Here is a 20,758-nt window from a genome sequence, read left to right as displayed (position 1 = left end):
AAGGACCCAGTGCACGAGAGGGGGGACCATGGCACGGATCGCAACGCTGCAAGACCTTGAAACGCTCGAGGCCCGGGGCCTTGCGGCCAGCTTCCCCCAGCGCTCGGCCTGGGAGATCCTTGCGGAACAGGCCCGAAGCCGCCCCGATGCAACCGCGATCCGCTACCTGCACGACGCCGGCGATCCCGCGCGCGATGCGGTCGTGACCTATGCCGGGCTTGCCGCGCGCGTAGAGGGCGCGGCGCGGCTGTTTCGCGCCCATGGCGTCCGGCCCGGCAGAGGCGTGGCGATCCTGACCCAGCACACGGTCTCGGGACAGGTCGCCCTGTGGGGCGCAGAGGTCGCGGGCCATGCCTGCCCGATCAACCCGCTGCTGAAGCCCGATCACATCGCCGCGCTGATCCGCGCCTCGGATGCTGCGGTGGTGGTGGCCATGGGGGTAAACGCCGAGATGGACTACTGGTCCACCCTGGTGCCCGCGCTGCGCGCCGAGGGCATCGCGCTGCCGATCTTCGCCTGCGACGCCGAGGCCGACAGTCCCGGCGCCGACGGTATTTTCGAAAGGCTCATCGCCGCACCCGGCGATCCGATCCGGCCCGAGGGGGACGAGACGGCGCTGGCCGCCTATTACCACACCGGCGGCACCACCGGGGCGCCGAAGCTGGTGCGCCACCTGCGCGGCAATCAGGCCCATGTCGCCCGCTCCTGCGCCCTGATGCATGACCTGAAACCCTCGGACGTGGTGGTGAACGGCTTTCCGCTGTTCCACGTCGCGGGGGCCTTCGTCTACGGGCTGTCGACGCTCTGCGCCGGGGGCACGCTGGTGATCCCCGGGCGGCTGGGGATGCGCAACCCGGCCTTCATGGGCACGCTCTGGCACCAGGTCGAGCGGCTGGGCATCACCATCGTCGGCGCCGTGCCGACGGTGCTGGCGGGGCTGAAGGGCCGCGCGGTGGATGCCGATATCTCAACGCTGCGCTGGTTCCTGACCGGCGGCTCGCCGCTGCCCACGGAACTGGCCGAGACCATCGAGGCCCAGACCGGCGTGGCGGTGCGCAATATCCTCGGGATGACCGAATGCGCGGGCGCCATCGCGGTCGAGCCGGTGCACGGGCCGCGCGTGCCGCTGTCCTGCGGGCTGCGCCTGCCCTTCACCGAACTCGCGATCCTCGGCGAAACCGACGGCGAGGCCGACCCCGCCCGCCCCCTGCCTGCGGGCGAGACCGGCATCATCGCCCTGCGCGGCCCCAATGTGGCGGACGGCTACTCGGACCCGGCACTGGGTGCGGGCAGCTTTCTGCCGGGCGGCTGGCTGGTCTCGGGCGATCTGGGGATGCTGGACGCCGCGGGGCGGCTGTTCATCACCGGGCGCAAGAAGGACATGATCATCCGCGGCGCCCACAACATCGACCCGCAGATGATCGAGGAGGCCCTTCTGGCGCACCCGGAGGTGTCCGCCGCCGCCGCCCTGGGCATGCCCGACGCCTACGCAGGCGAACTGCCGGCGGCCTTCGTGACCCTGCGCGCGGGGGCGGAGGTGACCGGAGAGGCTCTGGTGGGGTTCCTCGGGGAGCGGCTTGAAGACCCGGTCGCCCTGCCCCGCTGGGTCGCGGTGATCGAGACCATGCCGCTGACCCCCGTGGGCAAGATCTTCAAGCCGAGCCTGCGCGCCGAAGCCACCCGCCGCGCCTTCGAGGCCGCCGCCGAGAAGGCCGGTATCGCCGCCCGCGTCACGGTCGGCGCGGAGGGGACAGCGATACGCGTCGCCGAGGCGGATGTGCCCGCCATCCGCGAGGCGCTGGCGGGGATGCCGGTGGCCTGGCGCGTCACGGCGGGCTGAGGGCGGTCGAGGCAAGGGCTGAGGGGGCTCTGCCCCCGCTGCGCTCCCCCGGGATATTTTCGGACAGAAGAAACAGGGGCGCGCGAAAAGATGCGGCGGCCCGCCGGCGGAGCGCCCCCCGGGGCTGCGACCGCGCGGCGGAGAGGCGGAGAGGCGGAGAGGCGGAGAGGCGGAGAGGCGGGACGAAGCACGGGGCGCGCGCTTTTGAAACCGGGCCGCGGCGGCGAGACCCGGAGGGCGGGCTTCGGCCTGTTTCGGGCACGGGCGGAGGGGCCCTGCCCCCGCTGTGCCCCCCCGCGGTGTTTTCGAGACCAAGGACGTAGGGAGCGGGTGTCCTGCCGTGAGCCCGGCGGTCGTGCGGATGACCGGCCTGCGGTCTGGCGCCCCGGGGGAGGCACGCCCTGCGCCTCACGACGGGGGGCGGGGCGGAGAGGGTGCAGGCGTGGTGGAGGGGGTTTCCCCCCATTGCGAAGGAGGGCGGGCATTGGCCCGCCCCCGGAGCGAAGATCAGCCGGTGAGCGCCGCTTGCCCCCTCAGGCCTCGATCGAGACCTTGCCCAGCGGGTTCGAACAGCAGGCGAGGATATAGCCCTCCTCGATCTCTTCCTCGGTGATGCCGCCATTGTGGACCATATGGACCTGGCCTTCGGTCTTCTTCACCTTGCAGGTGCCGCAGACGCCGAAGGTGCAGCCCGAGGGGATCGCCAGGCCGGCCCCCCGCGCCACCGACAGAAGCGTGTCGGCCTCGGTGCAGGTCACGGTCTTGTCGGAGAGCGCGAAGGTCACCTCGGCCCGGGCGTCCTCGTCGAGCGTCACGCCCTCGTCGTATTCGCCGGTCTCGCCCAGGGGGGCCGAGAAGCTTTCCTGATGGTAGCGGTCCATGTCGAAGCCGAGACCCTGAAGCGCCTCGCGCACGGCGGTCATGAAGGGTTCCGGGCCGCAGCAGAAGACCTCGCGTTCAAGGTAGTCCGGCGCCGCCAGCCCCAGCAGAAGCTGGTTGAAGGGCCCGCGGTAGCCGGTCCAGGGGCTGTAGGGGTCGGGCCGGTCCACCACCCAGGCCAGTTCGATCCCCGGCAGGCGCGCGGCCATCATCTCCATCCGCTGGCGGAAGATGATCTCGGAGGGCAGGCGCGCGCAGTTGATGAAGACGATGTCCGGCGCGCGGCCCGCGTCATACATGCAGGTCGTCATCGAGACCATGGGCGTGATGCCCGAGCCCGCCGAGATGAAGAGGTACTTCGACGCCGGGTGGTTCATGAACGAGAAATGCCCGGTCGGCCCCATGGCCTTCAGCCGCACGCCGGGGCGCAGGTGGTCCAGCATCCAGCGCGTGCCCAGCGATCCGTCCTGCGCCTTGACCGTCACGGTCAGCGAGGTCGGCCGCGAGGGCGAGGAGGAGATCGTGTAGGTGCGGTGCAGCGGCCCGCCCGGAACCGGCAGTTCCAGCGTCACGAACTGCCCCGGCTTGTAGCGGAACAGCGCGCCCGAGGGCGCCTGGAAGGTGAAGGTCACGGTGTTGGGCGCCTCGGGCAGGAAGGACACGCATTCCAGCGGCTCGTCGTCACTCCAGAAGGCCAGCGTCGGGGTCATCGCGGTCATCGGCTTATTCCGCCGCGACCGAGCGGGGACCCAGGGCGCGCAGCATCGTCTGTACGTACCAGTCGACGAACTGATCGACCCCGTCCTCCATGATCGGGCTGTAGGGCCCCGGCGTATAGGCGGGCGAGTTGATGCCCAGCTGGTTGTCCTCGACGATGCGGCGGTCCTCGTCGTTGGTGGCCAGCCAGACCTCTGTCAGGCGCTTCATGTCGTAGTCCACGCCCTCGACCGCGTCCTTGTCGACCAGCCACCAGGTCGTGACCTCGGTTTCCTGCGGGCCGATGGGGGTGACGCGGAAGCACAGCGAGATGTCGGGCAGGAAATGGTTCCAGGTGGTCGGGTAGTGGAACTTCAGCAGCGTGCCCGCGTCCGGCACGGTGACGCGGCCCAGCGGGCGCTTCGAGGCCGGTTGCAGGTCCATCGTGTAGGACAGCGCCTTTTCCTCGAGCGGCATGCGCGCCAGCCGGTACTGCCCGGCAAAACCCGCCATGGCGAATTTCGACGGCGCACCGGCGGCCTCGCATTTGTCGAAATGCGCCTGCAACCGGGGCGGCGTGCTGCCGTCGGCAGAAACCCCCGCGACCGCCGGGTCCAGCGGGAAAGAGCGGCTCAGCGCCGGATGGGTGCCCGCGCAGTGATAACACTCGCGGTTGTTCTCCCAGACCAGCTTCCAGTTGCCCTTCTCGACGATCGACGAGGAAAAGGCGACCTTGGCGCGGTGCAGGTCGTGCACCGCGAGATAGGGCCGCGCGAGGTCGGCGAAGGCGTCGAAATCCGGCGCATCCTCGGCGAGGCAGATGTAGATCAGCCCGGCCAGTTCGCGCAGGTGCACCGGCTTCAGGTTGTGCTGCGAGGGATCGAAATCCGGCCCCATGTCGCGCGCCCAGATCAGGCGGCCATCCAGGTCGTAGGTCCACTGGTGATAGGGGCAGGTCAGCTTGGCCACCGTGCCCTGATCCTTCTGGCAGATCACCGAGCCGCGGTGGCGGCACGAGTTGTGGAAGGCGCGAATCACGCCGTCCGAGCCGCGCACCAGCACCACGTTGTAGGCGCCGACCTGAAGCCGCGCATAGGCGCCGGTCTTGGTCAGCTGACAGGCCGGAAGCGCAAAGAGCCACTCGCGGTAGTGGATGTTCTCGAGGTCAGCGGCATAGATCGCGGGATCGGTATAGAAGGGCCGCTCCAGCGAGTGACCGGGGGTGCGGCGGGCCAGCATGTCGGGCAGAAGATCGTGCATCAGAGGGGCCTCCCGAAGGGTCGGATGGGTTTAGTCTGCCTTGTGCATGGCGCATGGTTTACGCGCCTCTCAATGGCAATTATATTCACCATGGATTAGGTGAATTCACCTGTCCCCTTTCCGACACCGCACCCTGCAAAAGCGACCGATGCCCCGGCCCTACGACCTTCCCCCGATGACCGCCCTGGTCTGCTTCGAGGCGGCTGCCCGAAAACTGAGCTTCAAGGAAGCCGCGTCCGAGCTGAACGTGACCCCCGCCGCCGTCAGCCACCAGATCAAGGGGCTGGAGGCGGAACTGGGGCTGGCGCTGTTCCGCCGCCAGCATCGCGGCGTCGACCTGACAGAGCCGGGCGCCTATCTTTTCCTCGCCCTGCAGCGCGGGTTCGAAACCATGTCCGACGCGGTGCGCGAGACCCGCGGCCCGCAAGAGGCAGAGGACGTCACGGTGCAGGCCACCACCGCCGTCAGCGCCTTCTGGCTGACGCCGCAGATTGCAACCTTCTGGCGAGAGCACCCGGAGATCGTGGTGTCGCAGCGCGTGACCGACGTCGCCGGAACCGGCAGCGGCGCGGACCTGTCGATCCACTACGGCGCCGCCGCCGAGGTGGACGAGGCCTGCGAGGTGCTGTTCCACGACGAGATCCTCGCGGTGGGCACACCCGCCTTTGCCGCCGCCCATGGCATCGCCACCGTGGCCGACCTGCCCGACGTGCCGCTGATCCATGTCACCGCCGAGGACACCGGCTGGACCGGCTGGGCCGACTGGCTGGCGCATTTCGGAGAAGAGCCGCCCCGGTCCCGCGGGCTGACGGTCAACAACCACATGATCGCGCTGCAACTGGCGCGCGACGGCGCGGGCGCGGTGCTGGGCTGGACCGGGTTGATCGGCCCGCTGCTGGAGCGTGGCGAACTGGTGCCGCTGGTGGCCGAACGCATGGCTTCGCCACAGGTCTTCTACCTGCGCACGCACCCCCGCGCCTCGGCCCCCGCCCGCGCCTTCCGGGACTGGCTGGTGCGCACGCAGGACGGCGCCGCGCGGATCCCGCCGGGGCAGCCGTGACGGGTGGACGGGGCGGACTAAGCAGACAACACCGGCACGCGGATCGGGGTCACGCCTTCCGCGCCGACCAGCCGCGCATCAGAAGCACCTGAAAGACCGGCCGCACCGCCGCGAATCCTGCCTCGGTCAGCAGCGCCTCAAGCTCTTCGGGCGGCAGGACCGACACCAGGGCGTCGAATTGCGCCTGCCGCTCGGGCGTGGCCGTGCCGGTGATCCCGAGCCATTCATCGACCGCCGCCGCCCGTTCTGCCCCGGACGCCGAGAGGTCGACCGAAAACAGCCGCCCGCCCGGCACCAGCCGCGCGGCGATGGCGGCAAAGAAGGCCCGGCGCGCCGCCCTGTCGGTCAGGAACTGCGAGACGAGGATGGCCGTGGCGAGGTCGAACCCCCCGGCCTCCAGCGTCTCGACCGGGCCGGCGTGGATCGTCACCCGATCGCCGTAGCCGCCCGCGCGGGCCTTCTCCGCGCAGAGCGCCAGCATCTCTGCCGAGGTGTCCACGGCGGTGAAGTGCCAGCCGGGGCGGCGCTCTGCCAGAAAGGCGATCTCTGCCCCGGTGCCCGCGCCGACAACCAGAACCCGGGCCTCTTCGGGTGCCCCGGCAAGGGTCTGCGCCAGCGTGAAGTCCAGCGCCCCGCGCAGCGGCGCCCAGAACGCGTTGGCCTGATCATAGGACTGCGCATGGGCGCCGTGAAACGGGCGGGGAGGAGCGGAAGGATGGGTCATGCGGGCTGGCTCCTTTTTGTTATGATATCTCATACCTCCTCATGACCCTCCCCGCAATGCCCCGCCCCCGGCTCCAGCCCCTCACCCTGCCGCGTGCATCCCCGGCGCGGTCTGCTACACAAGGAAAGACGATCACCGGAGAGCCCTGATGAAAGCCGTCCTCTACGAATCTTTCCAACGCCCGCCGTCCCTTGCCTCTGTCGACGATCCCACGCCAGAGCCGCATGGCGTGGTGGTGCAGGTCGGCGCCACCGGGGTCTGCCGCAGCGACTGGCACGGCTGGATGGGCCACGACCCCGACATCACCCTGCCCCACGTGCCCGGCCACGAACTGGCCGGAACGGTCGTGGCGGTTGGCAGGGACGTGCGCAACTGGCGCGCGGGCGACCGTGTCACCGTGCCCTTCGTGGGCGGCTGCGGCGCCTGCCCCGAATGTCACGCCGGGCATCAGCAGGTCTGCGAGGCGCAATTCCAGCCCGGCTTCACGCATTGGGGCTCTTTCGCGCAATACGTGGGCCTGCATCAGGCGGACCTGAACCTCGTGGCGCTGCCCGAGGCGATGGAATTCGCCACCGCCGCCAGCCTCGGCTGCCGCTTTGCCACCGCCTTCCGGGCGGTGGTCGATCAGGCCCGCGTGCGCCCCGGCGAATGGGTCGCGGTGCATGGCTGCGGCGGCGTCGGCCTGTCTGCGGTGATGATCGCCGCCGCGCTGGGGGCGCAGGTGATCGCGGTGGATATCGACGCGGAAAAGTTGGCGCTGGCCCGCGACCTCGGCGCCGTGGCCTGCATCGACGGCTCTGCCGGGGCGGTGCCCGAGGCGGTGATGCAGGCCAGCGGCGGCGGCGCCCATGTCTCGCTGGATGCTCTGGGGCATCCAGCGACGCTGGAGAACTCTGTCCTCAGCCTGAAACGCCGCGGGCGGCACGTGCAGGTGGGTCTGCTGCTGGCGGATCAGGCGCGTCCGGCGGTGCCGATGGACCGGGTGATCGGCTGGGAGCTGGAACTTTACGGCAGCCATGGCATGCAGGCGCACCGCTACGGCGCGATGCTGGACCTGGTGCGCAGCGGCCGGGTCTCGCCGGACCGGCTGGTGGGCCGCAGGATCGCGCTGGACGCGGCGCCAGAGGCCCTGATGGCCATGGACCGCTTTCAGGGCGTCGGCGCAACGGTGATCACGCAGTTCTAGGGGCCCGAGGCGCTCGCCCCGCTCCGGCCCGCAAGGTGCGGGGCCGCGTCCCCCTGCCTTGCGGACCGGACCTGTCGGGCGCAACGCCCAAGCGCCCCGTGCCCCGGGAGCCTCTTCAAAAGACGGCGGGGCGGCAGGGCCCTGTCTCGCGCCCGCCCCGGCCCTGACCTCCGGCGCCCAACCGGGCCGCCCGAGCGGGGGGCCTTGCCGGAACGGGGCCGCGACGCCGGTGCCGCCACACCCGCAACCCTTCCGCGCGGGCGGCCCCCTGCAAGCCCCGAAGGCCCCCGGCGGCCCTGCAAGAGCACAACACCAAGCCCCGCCCGACCCGTGCAACCGATGCGGTTCCTGCTATAGACGGCCCCATGGCACCCCGCCCGCAAACCGCCCCGGAGCACGCGCCCCATGCCCTTTCGCAACCTGCGCCACCTGCGCGTCTTTCTTGCGACCGCCGACCTGCGCTCTCCGACGGCGGCGGCGCAGCAGTGCCACGTGTCCCAGCCCGCCGTCACCCAGGCCCTTGCCAAGCTTGAACGCGGGAGCGGCGGCGCGCTGTTCGAACGCACACGGCAGGGCTTCTTCCCGACGCCGCGCGGTGTGGTCCTGCGGGACCGGCTGGACCGCGCGATGCGCCGCCTTGACGCAGGCCTCGACGAGATCGCGCCCCGCCTCAAGGCCTCGGCCACCATGGCCCAGTTGCAGGCGCTGATCGCCGTGACCGAGGCGCAGAACACCACGCTGGCCGCGCGCGCGCTGGAGCTCGCGCAGCCCACGGTGCACCGCGCCATCACCCAGCTGGAACATGCCGCCGGGCGCCCGCTGTTCGAGCGCAGCTCTTTCGGGCTTTTGCCGACGCGCCCCTGCCGGGACCTCGCGCAGGCGGCGCGGCTTGCCTTTTCCGAGTTCCAGCAGGCGGAAGCCGACCTTGCCGAACTGGATGGCCGCGAACAGGGCCGGATCACCATCGGCGCGCTGCCGCTTTCGCGCTCCGTCGTCCTGCCCGAGGCGCTGGCGCGGTTCCGCGAGGCCCGCCCCATGGCGCGCGTCACCGTGCTTGACGGCCCCTACGACGAGATGCTGGCCAGCCTGCGGCGCGGCAGCATCGACATCATCCTCGGCGCCCTGCGGGATCCGCTGCCCATCGCCGACGTGGTGCAGGAGCCGCTGTTCACCGATCACCTCGCGGTGATCGCCCGCCCCGGCCATCCCCTGTCGGACCGGCGCGACATTCCGCTGAAGGTGCTGTCCGCCTATCCCTGGTGCCTGCCCCGCTCTGGCACCCCCGCGCACGCGCAGGTCGCGGCGCTTTTCGCCGCCGAGGGGCTGGCCCTGCCGGAAAGCATCGTCGAAAGCGGCTCTATCCTGTTGATGCGCGAATTTCTCAGGCGCGGCGACGGGCTGGGCTGCATCTCTGCGCGACAGGCCGAGGCAGAGGTCCGCAACCGCCTTCTGCAACGGCTGGACACCCGCACCCGCTGGCCCGGGCGGCGCATCGGCCTGACCGTGCGGGACGGCTGGGTGCCGACCCGCGCGCAGGCGGACCTGCTGGGAGAGATCCGCCACGCCGCCGCCGGGATCGACCGGCCATAGGCCCGGCGCAAGCCGCCCCCGGACAGAAGGCGCAAAGGCCACCGGGATCGGGGCGGCACCCCGCCCGGAATGCCGGCATGCCCCGCCCCGTACCGCCGACCCTGACCCTGACCCTGACCCTGACCCTGACCCTGACCGGCAGGGTATGCCCGCCCGGCCCCGTCAAGCCCGTCAAGGCCCGCACCCGCGCGCCGGGCGTCGGCACAAAGCCGCGACCCGCCGGTTTGCCGCTTGCCTTCCGGCACCGCACTGCCGATGGTCGCCGGACAGGGCCGATGGGTCCCTTGTCCGCCCGGGGTTTGAAACCGGACCCGAACCCTCTATGAGGCACCCATCAGCGACCCGGTGAAGACACAGATGACCGCCCCCCTGCCCCAAGACACCGCCGCCTCGGCCCGGCGCACCCTGACGACAGAGGCCGAGGCCCTCGCCTACATGGCCGAGCACCTGCCGCCCGACCTGACCGGCGCCGTCGAACGCATCCTTCTGTCCAAGGGCCGCGTCATCGTCTCGGGCATCGGCAAGTCCGGCCACATCGGGCGCAAGATCGCCGCCACCCTCGCCTCGACCGGAACGCCCTCGTATTTCGTGCATGGCGCCGAGGCGAGCCATGGCGACATGGGCATGATCACCGGCGCGGACATCTGCCTGCTGATCTCGAACTCGGGCGAGACGGCGGAACTGCGCGATATCATCTACCACACGCGGCGTTTCGCGATCCCGATGATCGGGATCTCGTCGAACCCCGACAGCAGCCTGATGAAGGCCGCCGACTTCCGCCTGACCCTGCCGAAGATGCCAGAGGCCTGCCCGCTGGGCATGGCGCCCACCACCTCGACCACGCTGACGCTGGCGCTTGGCGACGCGCTGGCGGTGGCCCTGATGGAGGCACGCGGCTTCCGCTCCGAGGACTTCGGCACCTACCACCCCGGCGGCAAGCTGGGCGCGCAGATGAAGACCGTGGCCGAGATGATGCACACCGGCGAGGCCATCCCGGTGCTCGAAGGCGACTGCACCATGGACGACGTCATCCTCGCCATGACCTCGAAGGGCTTCGGCATCGCCGCACTGACCGAGGACGGCGTGTTGCAGGGCGTGATTTCGGACGGCGACCTGCGGCGCAACCTGCCCGGCCTGATGGAGCGGCGCCCGATCGACGTGGCCAACCGCACGCCCGTCACCATCGCGCCCGACCAATATGCCCCGAAGGCGCTGGCGCTGGCCAACGAGCGTCAGGTGCAGGTGCTGCTGGTGGTGGACGAAAACAAGCGCCCCGTGGGCGTGCTGCATCTGCACGACTTCCTGCGCGCGGGGGTGATGTGATGCCCCCGGGCCTTCCCGACCGCGCCCCGCGCCGCACCCCGGCCACGCGGGCGCAAGGACAGCCGCAGAGGCGGCCCCTCACCCTGACCACCACCGGCGCGCCCCAAGGCGCGGCCAGACCTGTCCCCCGGCACGACGGAGCCCTGTGATGCGCACGATCCTCTTCATCCCCGCCCGCTATGCCTCGACCCGCTATCCGGGCAAGCCGCTGGCCACGCTGCGCCAGAAGGACGGCTCGACCAAGTCGCTGATCCAGATGACCTGGGAAGCGGCCCGGCAGATCGCCGGCGTCGATGCCATCTATGTCGCCACCGACGACGACCGGATCGCCGAGGCCTCGCGCGCTTTCGGGGCAGAGGTCGTCATGACCTCGGACGCCTGCGAGAACGGCACCGCCCGCTGCGCCGACGCGCTGCGGGTGCTGGGCGAGACGCCGGACCTCGTGGTGAACCTGCAGGGCGACGCGCCCCTGACGCCGCCGTGGTTCGTCGAGGCGCTGATCGAGCGCATGGCCAACGACCCCACTGTCGATGTCGCCACCCCGGTGCTGCGCTGCGACGCCCAGACCTACGAGAACTTCACCGAGGACCGCCGGCACGGTCGGGTCGGCGGCACCACCGCCGTCTTCGACCAGGACTTGAAGGCGCTCTACTTCTCGAAAGAGGTGCTGCCCTTCATCGATCCCGACAAGCGTCCCGACCCGATCCCGGTCTTCCACCACGTCGGCGTCTACGCCTACCGCCCCGAGGCGCTGGCCTCCTACATCGCCACCCCGGTCACCACGCTGGAGACGCTGGAAGGGCTGGAACAGCTGCGCTTCCTGGTGAACGGCACGCCGGTCGCCTGCGTCGAGGTCGAGGCCCGTGGCCGCCTGTTCTGGGAACTCAACAACCCCGAGGACATCCCCCGCATCGAAACCGCGCTGGCGCAGGGCTGATCGCGCCCCGGCGGCTGTGCGGGTCCGGGGCGGCGCTGCCCCCTTGGCTCGGGCACCCCGCCAAGCCGGACCGGCGCCGAAGGCCAAAGCCCCGGACGGCAACCCACCCCCCCCGGCCTCCGTGGCCGGATCGGCACAAAGTGATTTTCCCCGGCGCCCCGGACCAGCCCCCGGCGCCAGCCCCCCCGGACCAGGGCCCGGCGCAGTGTCCGCGACAGACCCCGAACCCCGGCGCCGAAAGGCCCCCAAAGGAGCACGACCCGATGATCGAAACGAAAACCGTCACCGTCCGCGACATCGCCATCGGCGGCACCGCGCCCTTTGCGCTGTTCACCGGGCCCTGCCAGCTGGAAAGCCTCGATCACGCGCGCATGATGGCCGAGAAGATCGCCGAAGCCTGCGCGCCCAGCGGCACGAAATTCGTCTTCAAGGCCAGCTACGACAAGGCCAACCGCTCGTCGATCTCGACCAAGCGCGGCCTTGGCATGGACGAGGGGCTGACGATCCTCGACCAGATCAAGACCGAATTCGGCGTACCGGTCCTGACCGACGTCCACGACGCCCGCCAATGCGCCCCGGCGGCTCAGGTCTGCGACGTGCTGCAGATCCCCGCCTTCCTCTGCCGCCAGACCGACCTGCTGCTGGCAGCAGGCGAAACCGGCGCCGCGATCAACGTCAAGAAGGGCCAGTTCCTCGCGCCGTGGGACATGGGCAATGTCGCCGAAAAGATCGCCTCGACCGGCAACGAGCGCATCCTGCTCTGCGACCGGGGGACGTCGTTCGGCTACAACACGCTGGTCAGCGACTTCCGCGGCCTGCCGACCATGGCGCGCACCGGCTACCCGGTGGTCTTCGACGCCACGCATTCGGTGCAGCAGCCCGGCGGACAGGGCACGACCAGCGGCGGCCAGCGCGAATTCGCGCCGGTGCTGGCGCGGGCGGCGGTGGCCGTGGGCGTCTCGGCGCTGTTCATCGAGACCCATCAGGACCCGGACAACGCGCCCTCGGACGGCCCGAACATGATCCCGGTCGACCGGATGGAGGCCCTGATAGGCCAGCTGCGCGCGCTGGACGCGCTGACCAAGGCGCAGCCCGAGATCCCGCTCGGCTGAGAGCCGGGCCGCGCATAGGCGCCGCACCGCCGGAGTACCCGTCCGGCGCGGCGCCGCTTCATCATCGCACAATGGCAGCGACGGGCCCAGCCGCGCCGCCGCACCCGGGCTGACCCGGGCGCGGTGCATGCCGGCGACGGTCGGCCTGCGCCCGCAGCCCTGCACCCGCCCCGGGATCGCCCTGCCCCACTGCGCCGCGCGGCCTCTGTCGGGTCGGACGGCCCACCAAAGCCGCCCTCAGAGGTCGATCTCCCAGTGCTGTTCCACAACCGGCACGCCGAAACTCACCCGCGGCTCCGCATGCAGCATGCGCCAGCCAGTGCGCCGATAGAGCGCCACTGCCGCCCGGTGGCTTTCATGCGTCCAGAGCACCATGCGCCGATACCCGGCATCCCGCGCGAAGGCCATGTTCGCCGCCAGCAGCCTGCGGCCAAGCCCCTGCCCCCGCATCTCGGGCTCCAGCAGGAAAAGCCGCAGCTTGGCCACCCCCGGCTCCGGCCCCTGCACGCAGAAGATGCTTCCCAGCCGCCTCTCACCCGACCGCGCGATGAAGGCGCGCTCCCGCGCCGGGTCGTGCCCTGCAACGAAAGCCTCCAGGACCTGCCGCACCAGCGCCGGGAACCGCGCGTCGAAGCCCTCGTCGCGGGCGTAGAGCGTGCCGTGCCGCTCTACCAGCCAGTCCACATCGCCGGGGCGCAGGTCGGTCAGGTCAATCCTCATGCGGCCATGAAGCGCCTCTGCGCCTTGCAAATCAAGCCCCGCGCGGCTATCTCCCCCGTCACCGCGCGGCGGCTGAAAAAGGCAGGATCGACCATGGGCATCAACGACGAAAAGGACATCGAGGCCGGGCTTCAGATCGGGCCGACCGATCAGGGCATGGTGCGCCTCTTCGTCATCGCCGAGGGCCTCGAGATCCCGATGGATTTCGACCCCGAAGAGGCCGAGGAGATCGCCGAGGAACTCCGCGCTGCCGCCGCGACCGCCCGCAAGGGCGCGAAGAACAAGAAGCGCTAGGCCGGCCCGCCGGGTCGGACGCGCCCCGCCGCGCGCTCAAGCCCCGGCAACCCGCACGCGCCGAACAGGCCTTCTCTGGTCCGGCAAACACCTCGCAAAGCGCAGGGTATGCGGCGAAAGCCGGCCCGGCGCAGCGCCCCCATCGGCCCCGTGCTCTCCACGCCCCCCGCTCTTCTTCGGTCTCATAAATACCTCGGGGAGCGCGAGGGGTGAGGCAAACGCCGAACGTGCGCAGCACACCGCTCGTTCCGACGCGATCCACAAACACCCCCGCCGCCAACCACCGGTTTCTTTCAAAGAAACCGGCCCGAATTCCGTCCCGGAATTCGCCCGCCCGGACAAACCGTCATCGCAGCAGCGCGTCCGGGTCCCGCAGGGCCTGCAGGCGCCGCGCCGCGTGGACCGCGAACTTTCGCGTCAGCTTGGCCCGGCGCGCCGCCGCCAGCTTCTCTTCCGGCCCCATGCGCAGGATCTCGGCGTCATAGCCATCCGCGATGATCAGCCCCGTCTCCCCGGGCAGAAGGTCGGTCGGAAAATCCTGATCGACCGCCCAGAAATAGCGGTCGCAATAGGGCAGATAGCCCTGCCATTTCTCGTCGCACAGGAAATCCGCCCGGCTCGACTTGCACTCGACCACCCAAAGCTCACCCTTCGGCCCCAGCGCCATCACGTCGACGCGCAGCCCGCGCTCCGGCACGAACTCTTCGATCACCGCAAAGCCATGCGTCAGCAGGTGGCGACAGACCCCCCGCGCCAGCACCTGCCCGGGCATCAGGCCCCCCGTTCCGCTATCCAAGATCCCTGTATCCATGTCCAAAAATATGAACAATAGGTGAACAAATACAAGCCCCCGGCAGCAAACGCTTTCCATGACCGGCAAAATACCTACATGCTGAACGTTCCCCGGACCGAGGACCGCATGACCCGAGACCAAGACCCCCTGGACCGCGAGGCCGCGCGCGGCGTCCGCAACGCCCGCGAACTCGAAGGCCATATCTCCTGGCTGGAAACCTTCTCGGGCACGGCGCTCGGCGTCTTGTCCGTCGCCTCGGGCATCTACACCTACCTCGGCGTCTCCTCGCTTCTGGACGACAACGGCGCGCTCTCGGTCTTTGCCGCCGTGGCCTATTCCACCGCCGTCTCGGTCGGGATCTTTGTCTTCTGGTCCTACCTGATGCGGCTCTTTCCCGCCGTCCGCACCACCCGCGCACGCACCGGCCTGCTGGCCGCCATGGGCCTCGGCAGCCTCGCCATCGTCGCCATGTCGTCCTGGCTGAACGCCGCCGCGCTGGCGGGCTCGGCGGCCGTCGAACAGCACCTTGCCAAGACCGTGCAGGATTACCAGGTCGCGCTGGAACGCGCGCATGAGATCGCCCTGACCGGACAGGGGCTGGAGCGCGACGTCGCCCGCACGCGGCAAAGCTTCGAGGACCTGTCGCAGCAAGAGGCCGAGGGCTCGCTCTCCGGGCTCGCGGGCCGGGGCGCCGTCTTCCGCGTGCTGCGGCAGAAATCGGCAGAGCTTCAGGCGCTGGAAACCCAGATCGCCGCCCAGACCCCGCTGGTGGAAAGCGCCTTCACCGAGGGCAACTCGATCCTGTCGCGGATGCGCGCGCTGACGGTCGAGCCCGGCAATGTCGAGGCCCGCTCGGTCGAGTTTTCCGAGGCCGCCGTGCGCCTGCAGGGCCTGATCACGCAGCTGCGCCAGCTTTCGGTCGCGCCGCTGGTGGAACGCGCCGCGCAGGACCTCGCCGCCTCGGTGGTGCTGCCGGAGCTCGACAGCTCGACGGCGGCGGGGCGCGCCGACCAGTCCGCCACCATCACCTCGGTGCTCGAAGTGCTGGGCCAGCGCGCCGCGACGCTGGAACGCGCGGCGCAGGCGGTGCAGGATCTGGGCCAGCCCACCGACGTGACCTATACGCCGATCTCCGCGGCGGACGCGGTGATCCTTTACGCCCGCAACTTCGTGCCAAGCTGGGCCGGTGCCATCGCCATCGACCTTCTGCCTGCCGTCTTGGTGCTGATCCTCGCGGTGACGCAGGGCGCGATCCGGCAGGGCCGCGACGGCGCGGGCGTCGAGGACACGCTGACGCTGGCCGAACTGCGCGCCGCCCTGACCGCGCTGCAAGAGGTCGAGGCGGTCTCGGCCAGCCGCGACGCCGTTGCCCGGCAGACGGAAGCGCCCACCGCCCCGCCCCCTGTCGCGCCGGACCCCACGGCAGGGGCCAAGCCGACGCCCGCCCGCGATCCGCAGGCACCGCGCGAGGCCGCGGAATGAGCCACCCCCGCCCCGGCACAGCGACACACCGGGCCTGCGGTGGCCCCGCTGCGCAGCCTGCCCCGCCCCCGCAGCCCGCACGGCGGCACCGACCCGTCACCAGGGGCCCGAGGCTGGCTTTCCAACCAATCGCCCCCCGGGAGCGGCGGCCATGAACGCCCGCAACATCGCGCGCACCCTCTCTGCCGTGCTGCTGTTCCAGGTCGGCATCGGCGCGCTGCTGATCCTGGGCGACGTCCGGCAGGCGCCGCTTTCCATGCCCTTCATGGGCCCGCAGACGCCGCGCCTGTCCGAACCCGTGCGCCCCGGCGACCAGCGCCGCACCTATGCGCCCGACCGAGACCGCCCGGCCACCCGCCCCCTGCGCGAGGCCGGCGACCTGCCGGACCGGCTGACCCTGACCCGCGAGAACGGCCAGGACCGGCTGGAAGGCACCATCGCGCCCGGCGACGCCGAACGCGTGATCGCGCTGATCGACGAAGCCGACCCGGTGATCGAAACCCTTGTCCTGCAATCCCCGGGCGGTGCGGTGCAGGACGCGCTGACGCTGGGCCGCCACCTGCGCGACCGCGCCATCGCCACCGAGATCCTGTCGGGCGAGATCTGCTATTCCGCCTGCCCCTATCTCTTTGCCGGTGGCACGACCCGCAGCGCCTCGGACAGTGCCTCCATCGGCGTCCACCAGCACAGCTTCGGAGAGAATACGCTCTTGCCCGCCTTCATCGCGACCGAAGACATCCAGCGCGGGCAGGCAGAGGTCATGACCTATCTCGACGACATGGGGATCGACCCGCTGGTGATGCGGCATGCCATGTCCACCCCGGCGGACGAAATCTATATTCTCGTGCCCGAGGAGCTGACCCGCTACGGCTTCCTCCCGGGCGCGGAGTAATCCGCCCGGCCAAAGCCAGCGGCAGCGGGTCTGTGCAAGGGGGCCCCCGTTGCCCCTGGCGAACCGCTGGCCCATCCCGACGGTTCGCCCTGCCGCGCGGTCCTTGGCGACCTGCCGCGCCGGGACCGGGTCACCGACAACGGCGCGACGGCGCGGGTCTGTCACGGCCCGGCCCCCAGGGGAAACCGGCCTCCGATGACCGCAAAAGGCAGGAACCGGCATAGACTGCGCCGAAACCCGCAGCGGTTCGGCATCCGACACGCAAGCCCACTTGACCAAACCCCTGTTCCACCGCATATCGCGAGACATGAGCACACCCTTGTCCCGCATCCGCAACTTCTCCATCGTCGCCCATATCGACCACGGGAAATCCACCCTGGCCGACCGGCTGATCCAGCTGACTGGAACCGTCGCCGAACGCGACATGAAGGCCCAGCTTCTCGACGCCATGGACATCGAGCGCGAACGCGGCATCACCATCAAGGCGAACACCGTCCGCATCGACTATCCGGCGAAGGACGGCAACACCTACATCCTGAACCTGATCGACACCCCCGGGCACGTCGACTTCGCCTACGAGGTCTCCCGCTCCATGCGCGCGGTCGAAGGCTCGCTGCTGGTCGTCGATGCCTCTCAGGGTGTCGAGGCGCAGACTCTGGCGAACGTCTACACCGCCATCGAGGCCGACCACGAGATCGTACCCGTGCTCAACAAGGTCGACCTGCCCGCGGCCGAACCGGAAAAGGTCGCCGAGCAGATCGAGGACGTCATCGGCATCGACGCCTCCAACGCCTGCCTGATCTCGGCCAAGACCGGCGTCGGCATCCCCGACGTGCTGGAGGCCATCGTCACCCGCCTGCCCCCGCCCCATGGCGGCGACCCGGATGCGCCGCTGAAGGCCATGCTGGTGGATTCGTGGTACGACCCCTATCTCGGCGTCGTCGTGCTGATCCGCGTCATGGAGGGCACGATCCGCAAGGGCGACAACATCAAGATGATGCGCACCGGCGGCAAGTACGGCGTCGACAAGCTGGGCGTCTTCCGCCCCGCCATGCAGGATGTGCCGGAACTCGGCCCGGGCGAGATCGGCTTTTTCACCGGCTCGATCAAGCAGGTTCGCGACACCCGCGTCGGCGACACCATCACGCATGAGAAAAAGGGCGCGACCGAACCGCTGCCCGGCTTCAAACCCTCGATCCCCGTGGTCTTCTGCGGCCTCTTCCCGGTGGACGCCAACGACTTCGAGGACATGCGCGACGCCATCGAGAAGCTGGCGCTGAACGACGCCTCGTTCACCTACGAGATGGAAACCTCTGCCGCGCTCGGCTTCGGCTTCCGCTGCGGCTTCCTGGGCCTTTTGCACCTCGAGGTGATCCGCGACCGGTTGGAACGCGAGTACGATATCGACCTGATCACCACCGCGCCGTCGGTGATCTACCACCTCCACATGAAGGACGGGGAACGGCGCGACCTGCACAACCCCGCCGACATGCCCGACCTGACCTATGTCGACCACGTCGAGGAGCCGCGCATCAAGGCGACGATCCTCGTCCCCGACGAATACCTCGGCGACGTGCTGAAACTGTGCCAGGACCGTCGCGGCATCCAGCTGGACCTGACCTATGTCGGCGGCCGCGCCATGGCCGTCTACGACCTGCCCCTGAACGAGGTCGTCTTCGACTTCTACGATAGGCTGAAATCCGTAACGAAGGGTTACGCCTCCTTCGACTACCAGTTGGAAGGCTACCGCGAGGACAACCTCGTGAAGATGCAGATCCTCGTCAACGACGAGCCGGTGGACGCGCTGTCGATGATGGTCCACCGCGACCGGGCCGAGATGCGCGGGCGTGCCATGTGCGAAAAGCTCAAGGATCTGATCCCGCGCCACATGTTCAAGATTCCGATCCAGGCGGCCATCGGCGGCAAGGTGATCGCGCGCGAGACGCTGTCGGCGATGCGCAAGGACGTGACCGCCAAGTGCTACGGCGGCGACGCCACGCGGAAGAAGAAGCTGCTGGAAAAGCAGAAGGCCGGCAAGAAGCGCATGCGCCAGTTCGGCAAGGTCGAGATCCCGCAGGAAGCCTTTATCTCGGCCCTGAAGATGGACAGCTGAAGGCGGGCCCGCGCGGGGCGCTGCGGATTCGCGCAGCACGTCCCGCGCCGCCGCAGCGGTGGCACTGATCAACAGAGCGGCCCGCCGGCTCGTGCTTCGATGCTCGCCCGGCGGCTTGCCCGCGCAGAGGCGCCCCATGCCGCGATTGCGAAGGGGCGCGTCTTCCGCGCCGCCCCGCGCCGCAGATCGATCCTCCGCACCAGCGGGTCAGACCCGCAGCGTGCCAGAGCGACGCTGACGAAACCCGCCCCGGTCACGCGGAGAGAAGACCGCCGCCCTCGCCCACCGATGGCTGTTTCTCCGTGACCCCGTGCGGGTCAGATCCAGAAGTGCCCGATCAGCCCGCCAAGGGCCATGATCGTCAGGCAGACGATCATCGTCTTGACCAGATAGCTGATCGAAGGTTCCACGGGATTCATGCGCTCCCAGAGCGCGGTGAGGGATCCAGTCAAATTTGTTTGCATGGCCCAAGTGTAACGCCTCTCGCAGGGCATTCAAGGCCGCGCTCGAAGCGGCCCCGCCGCCGACAAGCGATCCTCGCCCCGCGTGGCACCCGAACAGAACAGGGTAAAACGCTCTTCGCGGCCCCTGATACAGCCTGGCTGGCCACGACGGCCCGCGCCGCCCCGACGCAGGCGCTGATCGCGAGGTTCGGCCCCCTGGGCCGGGTCGCAGAGGTGGCCCTGCTTGGGACAGACACCCACCGGTACGCCCTTCCAGCCACGCAACCGCACCACCGCCGCCTCCTCCCGGCTCGGGCGGCGCGACAGGATCGGCAAGGCCAGGGAAACCGCGCACCGGCAGACCAGCCCCCCCGGGACCAAGGGACCGGTCGCACGGATGCGCCTGACCGTCAAAGACGCCACGGTGACACGCTGCCGCCCCGATGATCGCGCGCAGCTCTGGCGCCACCGCACTTCATTCCTTGACGCCGACAACACCGCGCGGCGTCCGAAGACGCGGAAGGGGCTGGCGCCGGTGCAATTCATCTGGCGCGCATGGCAGAGCGATCCCGGCCTCGTCCACGGACAGCCGTGTTTTTCGAGGCCGGGACCATGCGCTTGTCAGGTGGCGGCCTTGATCAGGCCCGCAGCACCATCGCCACGGCGCAGGCCGCCGTTGCCGGCAGGCGCAGCATGTCGTGGATCCGGGTCACGCGTTCGGGCGTGTAGTAGCCCTCTTCGTGCAGGATGTTCATCGTCGCGATGACCTTGCCACCGATGATCAGCGGCAGGTTCACCACCGAGCCGCAGCCCAGCTTGCCGATCAGCTCGGCATCGGGGAAGACCGTGTCGATATCGGCCAGCGTGTTCGAAACGAAGGCCTCCTGCCGGATCAGAACCTGGTCGAACCAGCGGTTCAGCTCGATCGGCTTCTCGCCCGAGGTCGGGTAGTTCTCGGCATCGTCGGTATAGGCGCGCCGCGCCACCATGGCGTCGGTGTCCGAGGTCATCACGGTGAACAGCTTGGCGCCCACGGTCGCCTTGATCAGCGCGCAGAGCGCGTCGAAAGCCGCCTCTTCGGTCGTCGCGGCGGCCAGGGCGGTGGTGAAGTCGGCGAGCGCCTTTGTGGTATCGGTCATGCGGGGTCCTTGCTTTCGGATGCCGTCCCCTCGGGATCGGCATCGGGGTTGCCGCCCGAAGCGGCATAGAGGTCGCGCGTGTAGGGATCGGCAAAGCTGCCGTCGTAAAGCGCGGTCTTGGGGGCGATCTCGACGATGCGGCCCTTGTTCATCACCGCCATGCGGTCGCACATGAAGCTGACCACCGGCAGGTTGTGGGTGACCATCAGGTAGGTCAGCCCCTGTTCACGGCGCAGCCGCTTCAGCAGGTTCAGGATCTCGGCCTGCACCGAGAC

Annotated in this window: 18 protein-coding genes and 1 pseudogene; 11 read left to right on the top strand and 8 right to left on the bottom strand. The window is 69.8% G+C overall.

Annotated features, from left to right (window positions below):
• Positions 1–28 precede the first annotated feature (28 nt).
• Positions 29–1,840 (top strand): AMP-binding protein, encoded by a 1,812-nt coding sequence (locus ACN5KJ_RS00095; RefSeq protein ID WP_418591416.1) that lies wholly within the window; start codon positions 29–31, stop codon positions 1,838–1,840.
• 533 nt (positions 1,841–2,373) lie between these two features.
• Here the strand turns inward: ACN5KJ_RS00095 and ACN5KJ_RS00090 are convergent.
• Positions 2,374–3,438 carry a 2Fe-2S iron-sulfur cluster-binding protein gene (locus ACN5KJ_RS00090; RefSeq protein ID WP_418591414.1) on the bottom strand — a complete coding sequence of 355 codons (1,065 nt, stop codon included), beginning with the start codon at positions 3,436–3,438 and terminating at the stop codon, positions 2,374–2,376.
• Between the two features lie 4 nt (positions 3,439–3,442).
• Positions 3,443–4,675, bottom strand: a complete 1,233-nt coding sequence (locus ACN5KJ_RS00085; RefSeq protein ID WP_418591412.1) for an aromatic ring-hydroxylating oxygenase subunit alpha — start codon at positions 4,673–4,675, stop codon at positions 3,443–3,445.
• A 148-nt stretch (positions 4,676–4,823) separates the two neighbouring features.
• On the opposite strand from ACN5KJ_RS00085, the gene ACN5KJ_RS00080 reads away from it, so the two are divergent.
• A complete protein-coding gene (locus tag ACN5KJ_RS00080; RefSeq protein WP_418591410.1) occupies positions 4,824–5,735 on the top strand; it encodes a LysR substrate-binding domain-containing protein in 912 nt (303 codons plus the stop codon).
• A gap of 49 nt (positions 5,736–5,784) precedes the next feature.
• Here the strand turns inward: ACN5KJ_RS00080 and ACN5KJ_RS00075 are convergent, their stop codons facing one another.
• Positions 5,785–6,459 carry a class I SAM-dependent methyltransferase gene (locus ACN5KJ_RS00075; RefSeq protein ID WP_418591408.1) on the bottom strand — a complete coding sequence of 225 codons (675 nt, stop codon included), beginning with the start codon at positions 6,457–6,459 and terminating at the stop codon, positions 5,785–5,787.
• A 148-nt stretch (positions 6,460–6,607) separates the two neighbouring features.
• Here ACN5KJ_RS00075 and ACN5KJ_RS00070 point away from each other — a divergent pair, with 148 nt between their 5' ends.
• The 5 genes from ACN5KJ_RS00070 (at position 6,608) to kdsA (ending at position 12,607) form a co-directional block, all read left to right on the top strand.
• The gene (locus ACN5KJ_RS00070) at positions 6,608–7,645 is read left to right on the top strand and encodes a zinc-dependent alcohol dehydrogenase family protein (protein WP_418591406.1); all 1,038 of its coding nucleotides are present in this window, start codon (positions 6,608–6,610) and stop codon (positions 7,643–7,645) included.
• A gap of 405 nt (positions 7,646–8,050) precedes the next feature.
• A complete protein-coding gene (locus ACN5KJ_RS00065; protein ID WP_418591404.1) occupies positions 8,051–9,235 on the top strand; it encodes a LysR family transcriptional regulator in 1,185 nt (394 codons plus the stop codon).
• A gap of 357 nt (positions 9,236–9,592) precedes the next feature.
• A complete protein-coding gene (locus ACN5KJ_RS00060) occupies positions 9,593–10,558 on the top strand; it encodes a KpsF/GutQ family sugar-phosphate isomerase (protein ID WP_418591402.1) in 966 nt (321 codons plus the stop codon).
• Positions 10,559–10,706: 148 nt separating this feature from the next.
• Positions 10,707–11,495: a manno-octulosonate cytidylyltransferase gene (locus ACN5KJ_RS00055; RefSeq protein WP_347167035.1), complete on the top strand. Its 789-nt coding sequence runs from the start codon at positions 10,707–10,709 to the stop codon at positions 11,493–11,495.
• Positions 11,496–11,758: 263 nt separating this feature from the next.
• On the top strand, positions 11,759–12,607 hold the full coding sequence (kdsA, locus tag ACN5KJ_RS00050) for a 3-deoxy-8-phosphooctulonate synthase (protein WP_418591400.1): 849 nt from the start codon (positions 11,759–11,761) through the stop codon (positions 12,605–12,607).
• A 237-nt stretch (positions 12,608–12,844) separates the two neighbouring features.
• On the opposite strand, the gene ACN5KJ_RS00045 is transcribed toward kdsA, so the two are convergent.
• Positions 12,845–13,327: a GNAT family N-acetyltransferase gene (locus ACN5KJ_RS00045; RefSeq protein ID WP_418591399.1), complete on the bottom strand. Its 483-nt coding sequence runs from the start codon at positions 13,325–13,327 to the stop codon at positions 12,845–12,847.
• A 93-nt stretch (positions 13,328–13,420) separates the two neighbouring features.
• Between ACN5KJ_RS00045 and ACN5KJ_RS00040 the strand changes: the two genes are divergently transcribed.
• A complete protein-coding gene (locus ACN5KJ_RS00040) occupies positions 13,421–13,621 on the top strand; it encodes a DUF6324 family protein (RefSeq protein WP_347167032.1) in 201 nt (66 codons plus the stop codon).
• A gap of 346 nt (positions 13,622–13,967) precedes the next feature.
• Here the strand turns inward: ACN5KJ_RS00040 and ACN5KJ_RS00035 are convergent, their stop codons facing one another.
• On the bottom strand, positions 13,968–14,393 hold the full coding sequence (locus tag ACN5KJ_RS00035; protein WP_418592208.1) for an MmcB family DNA repair protein: 426 nt from the start codon (positions 14,391–14,393) through the stop codon (positions 13,968–13,970).
• 147 nt (positions 14,394–14,540) lie between these two features.
• On the opposite strand from ACN5KJ_RS00035, the gene ACN5KJ_RS00030 reads away from it, so the two are divergent.
• The 3 genes from ACN5KJ_RS00030 (at position 14,541) to lepA (ending at position 18,901) form a co-directional block, all read left to right on the top strand.
• Positions 14,541–15,896 carry a hypothetical protein gene (locus tag ACN5KJ_RS00030; protein ID WP_418592207.1) on the top strand — a complete coding sequence of 452 codons (1,356 nt, stop codon included), beginning with the start codon at positions 14,541–14,543 and terminating at the stop codon, positions 15,894–15,896.
• A gap of 151 nt (positions 15,897–16,047) precedes the next feature.
• A complete protein-coding gene (locus tag ACN5KJ_RS00025; protein ID WP_418591397.1) occupies positions 16,048–16,788 on the top strand; it encodes a hypothetical protein in 741 nt (246 codons plus the stop codon).
• Positions 16,789–17,095: 307 nt separating this feature from the next.
• Positions 17,096–18,901: a translation elongation factor 4 gene (gene lepA, locus ACN5KJ_RS00020; RefSeq protein ID WP_418591395.1), complete on the top strand. Its 1,806-nt coding sequence runs from the start codon at positions 17,096–17,098 to the stop codon at positions 18,899–18,901.
• A gap of 317 nt (positions 18,902–19,218) precedes the next feature.
• Here lepA and ACN5KJ_RS00015 read toward each other — a convergent pair whose 3' ends face one another.
• From ACN5KJ_RS00015 to ACN5KJ_RS00005, 3 genes and pseudogenes are all read right to left on the bottom strand, one after another.
• On the bottom strand, positions 19,219–19,353 hold the full coding sequence (locus ACN5KJ_RS00015; protein WP_347167030.1) for a hypothetical protein: 135 nt from the start codon (positions 19,351–19,353) through the stop codon (positions 19,219–19,221).
• Positions 19,354–19,982: 629 nt separating this feature from the next.
• The gene (locus tag ACN5KJ_RS00010; RefSeq protein ID WP_347167029.1) at positions 19,983–20,483 is read right to left on the bottom strand and encodes a GAF domain-containing protein; all 501 of its coding nucleotides are present in this window, start codon (positions 20,481–20,483) and stop codon (positions 19,983–19,985) included.
• A pseudogene (locus ACN5KJ_RS00005) lies at positions 20,480–20,758 on the bottom strand (ABC transporter ATP-binding protein); the annotation flags it as partial. The gene ACN5KJ_RS00010 and the pseudogene ACN5KJ_RS00005, both read right to left, overlap by 4 nt.

It is taken from the genome of Ponticoccus sp. (in: a-proteobacteria) (assembly GCF_048381735.1).
Note: the sequence above shows the minus strand (reverse complement) of the source record. Positions and strands in the feature narration are given on the sequence as shown.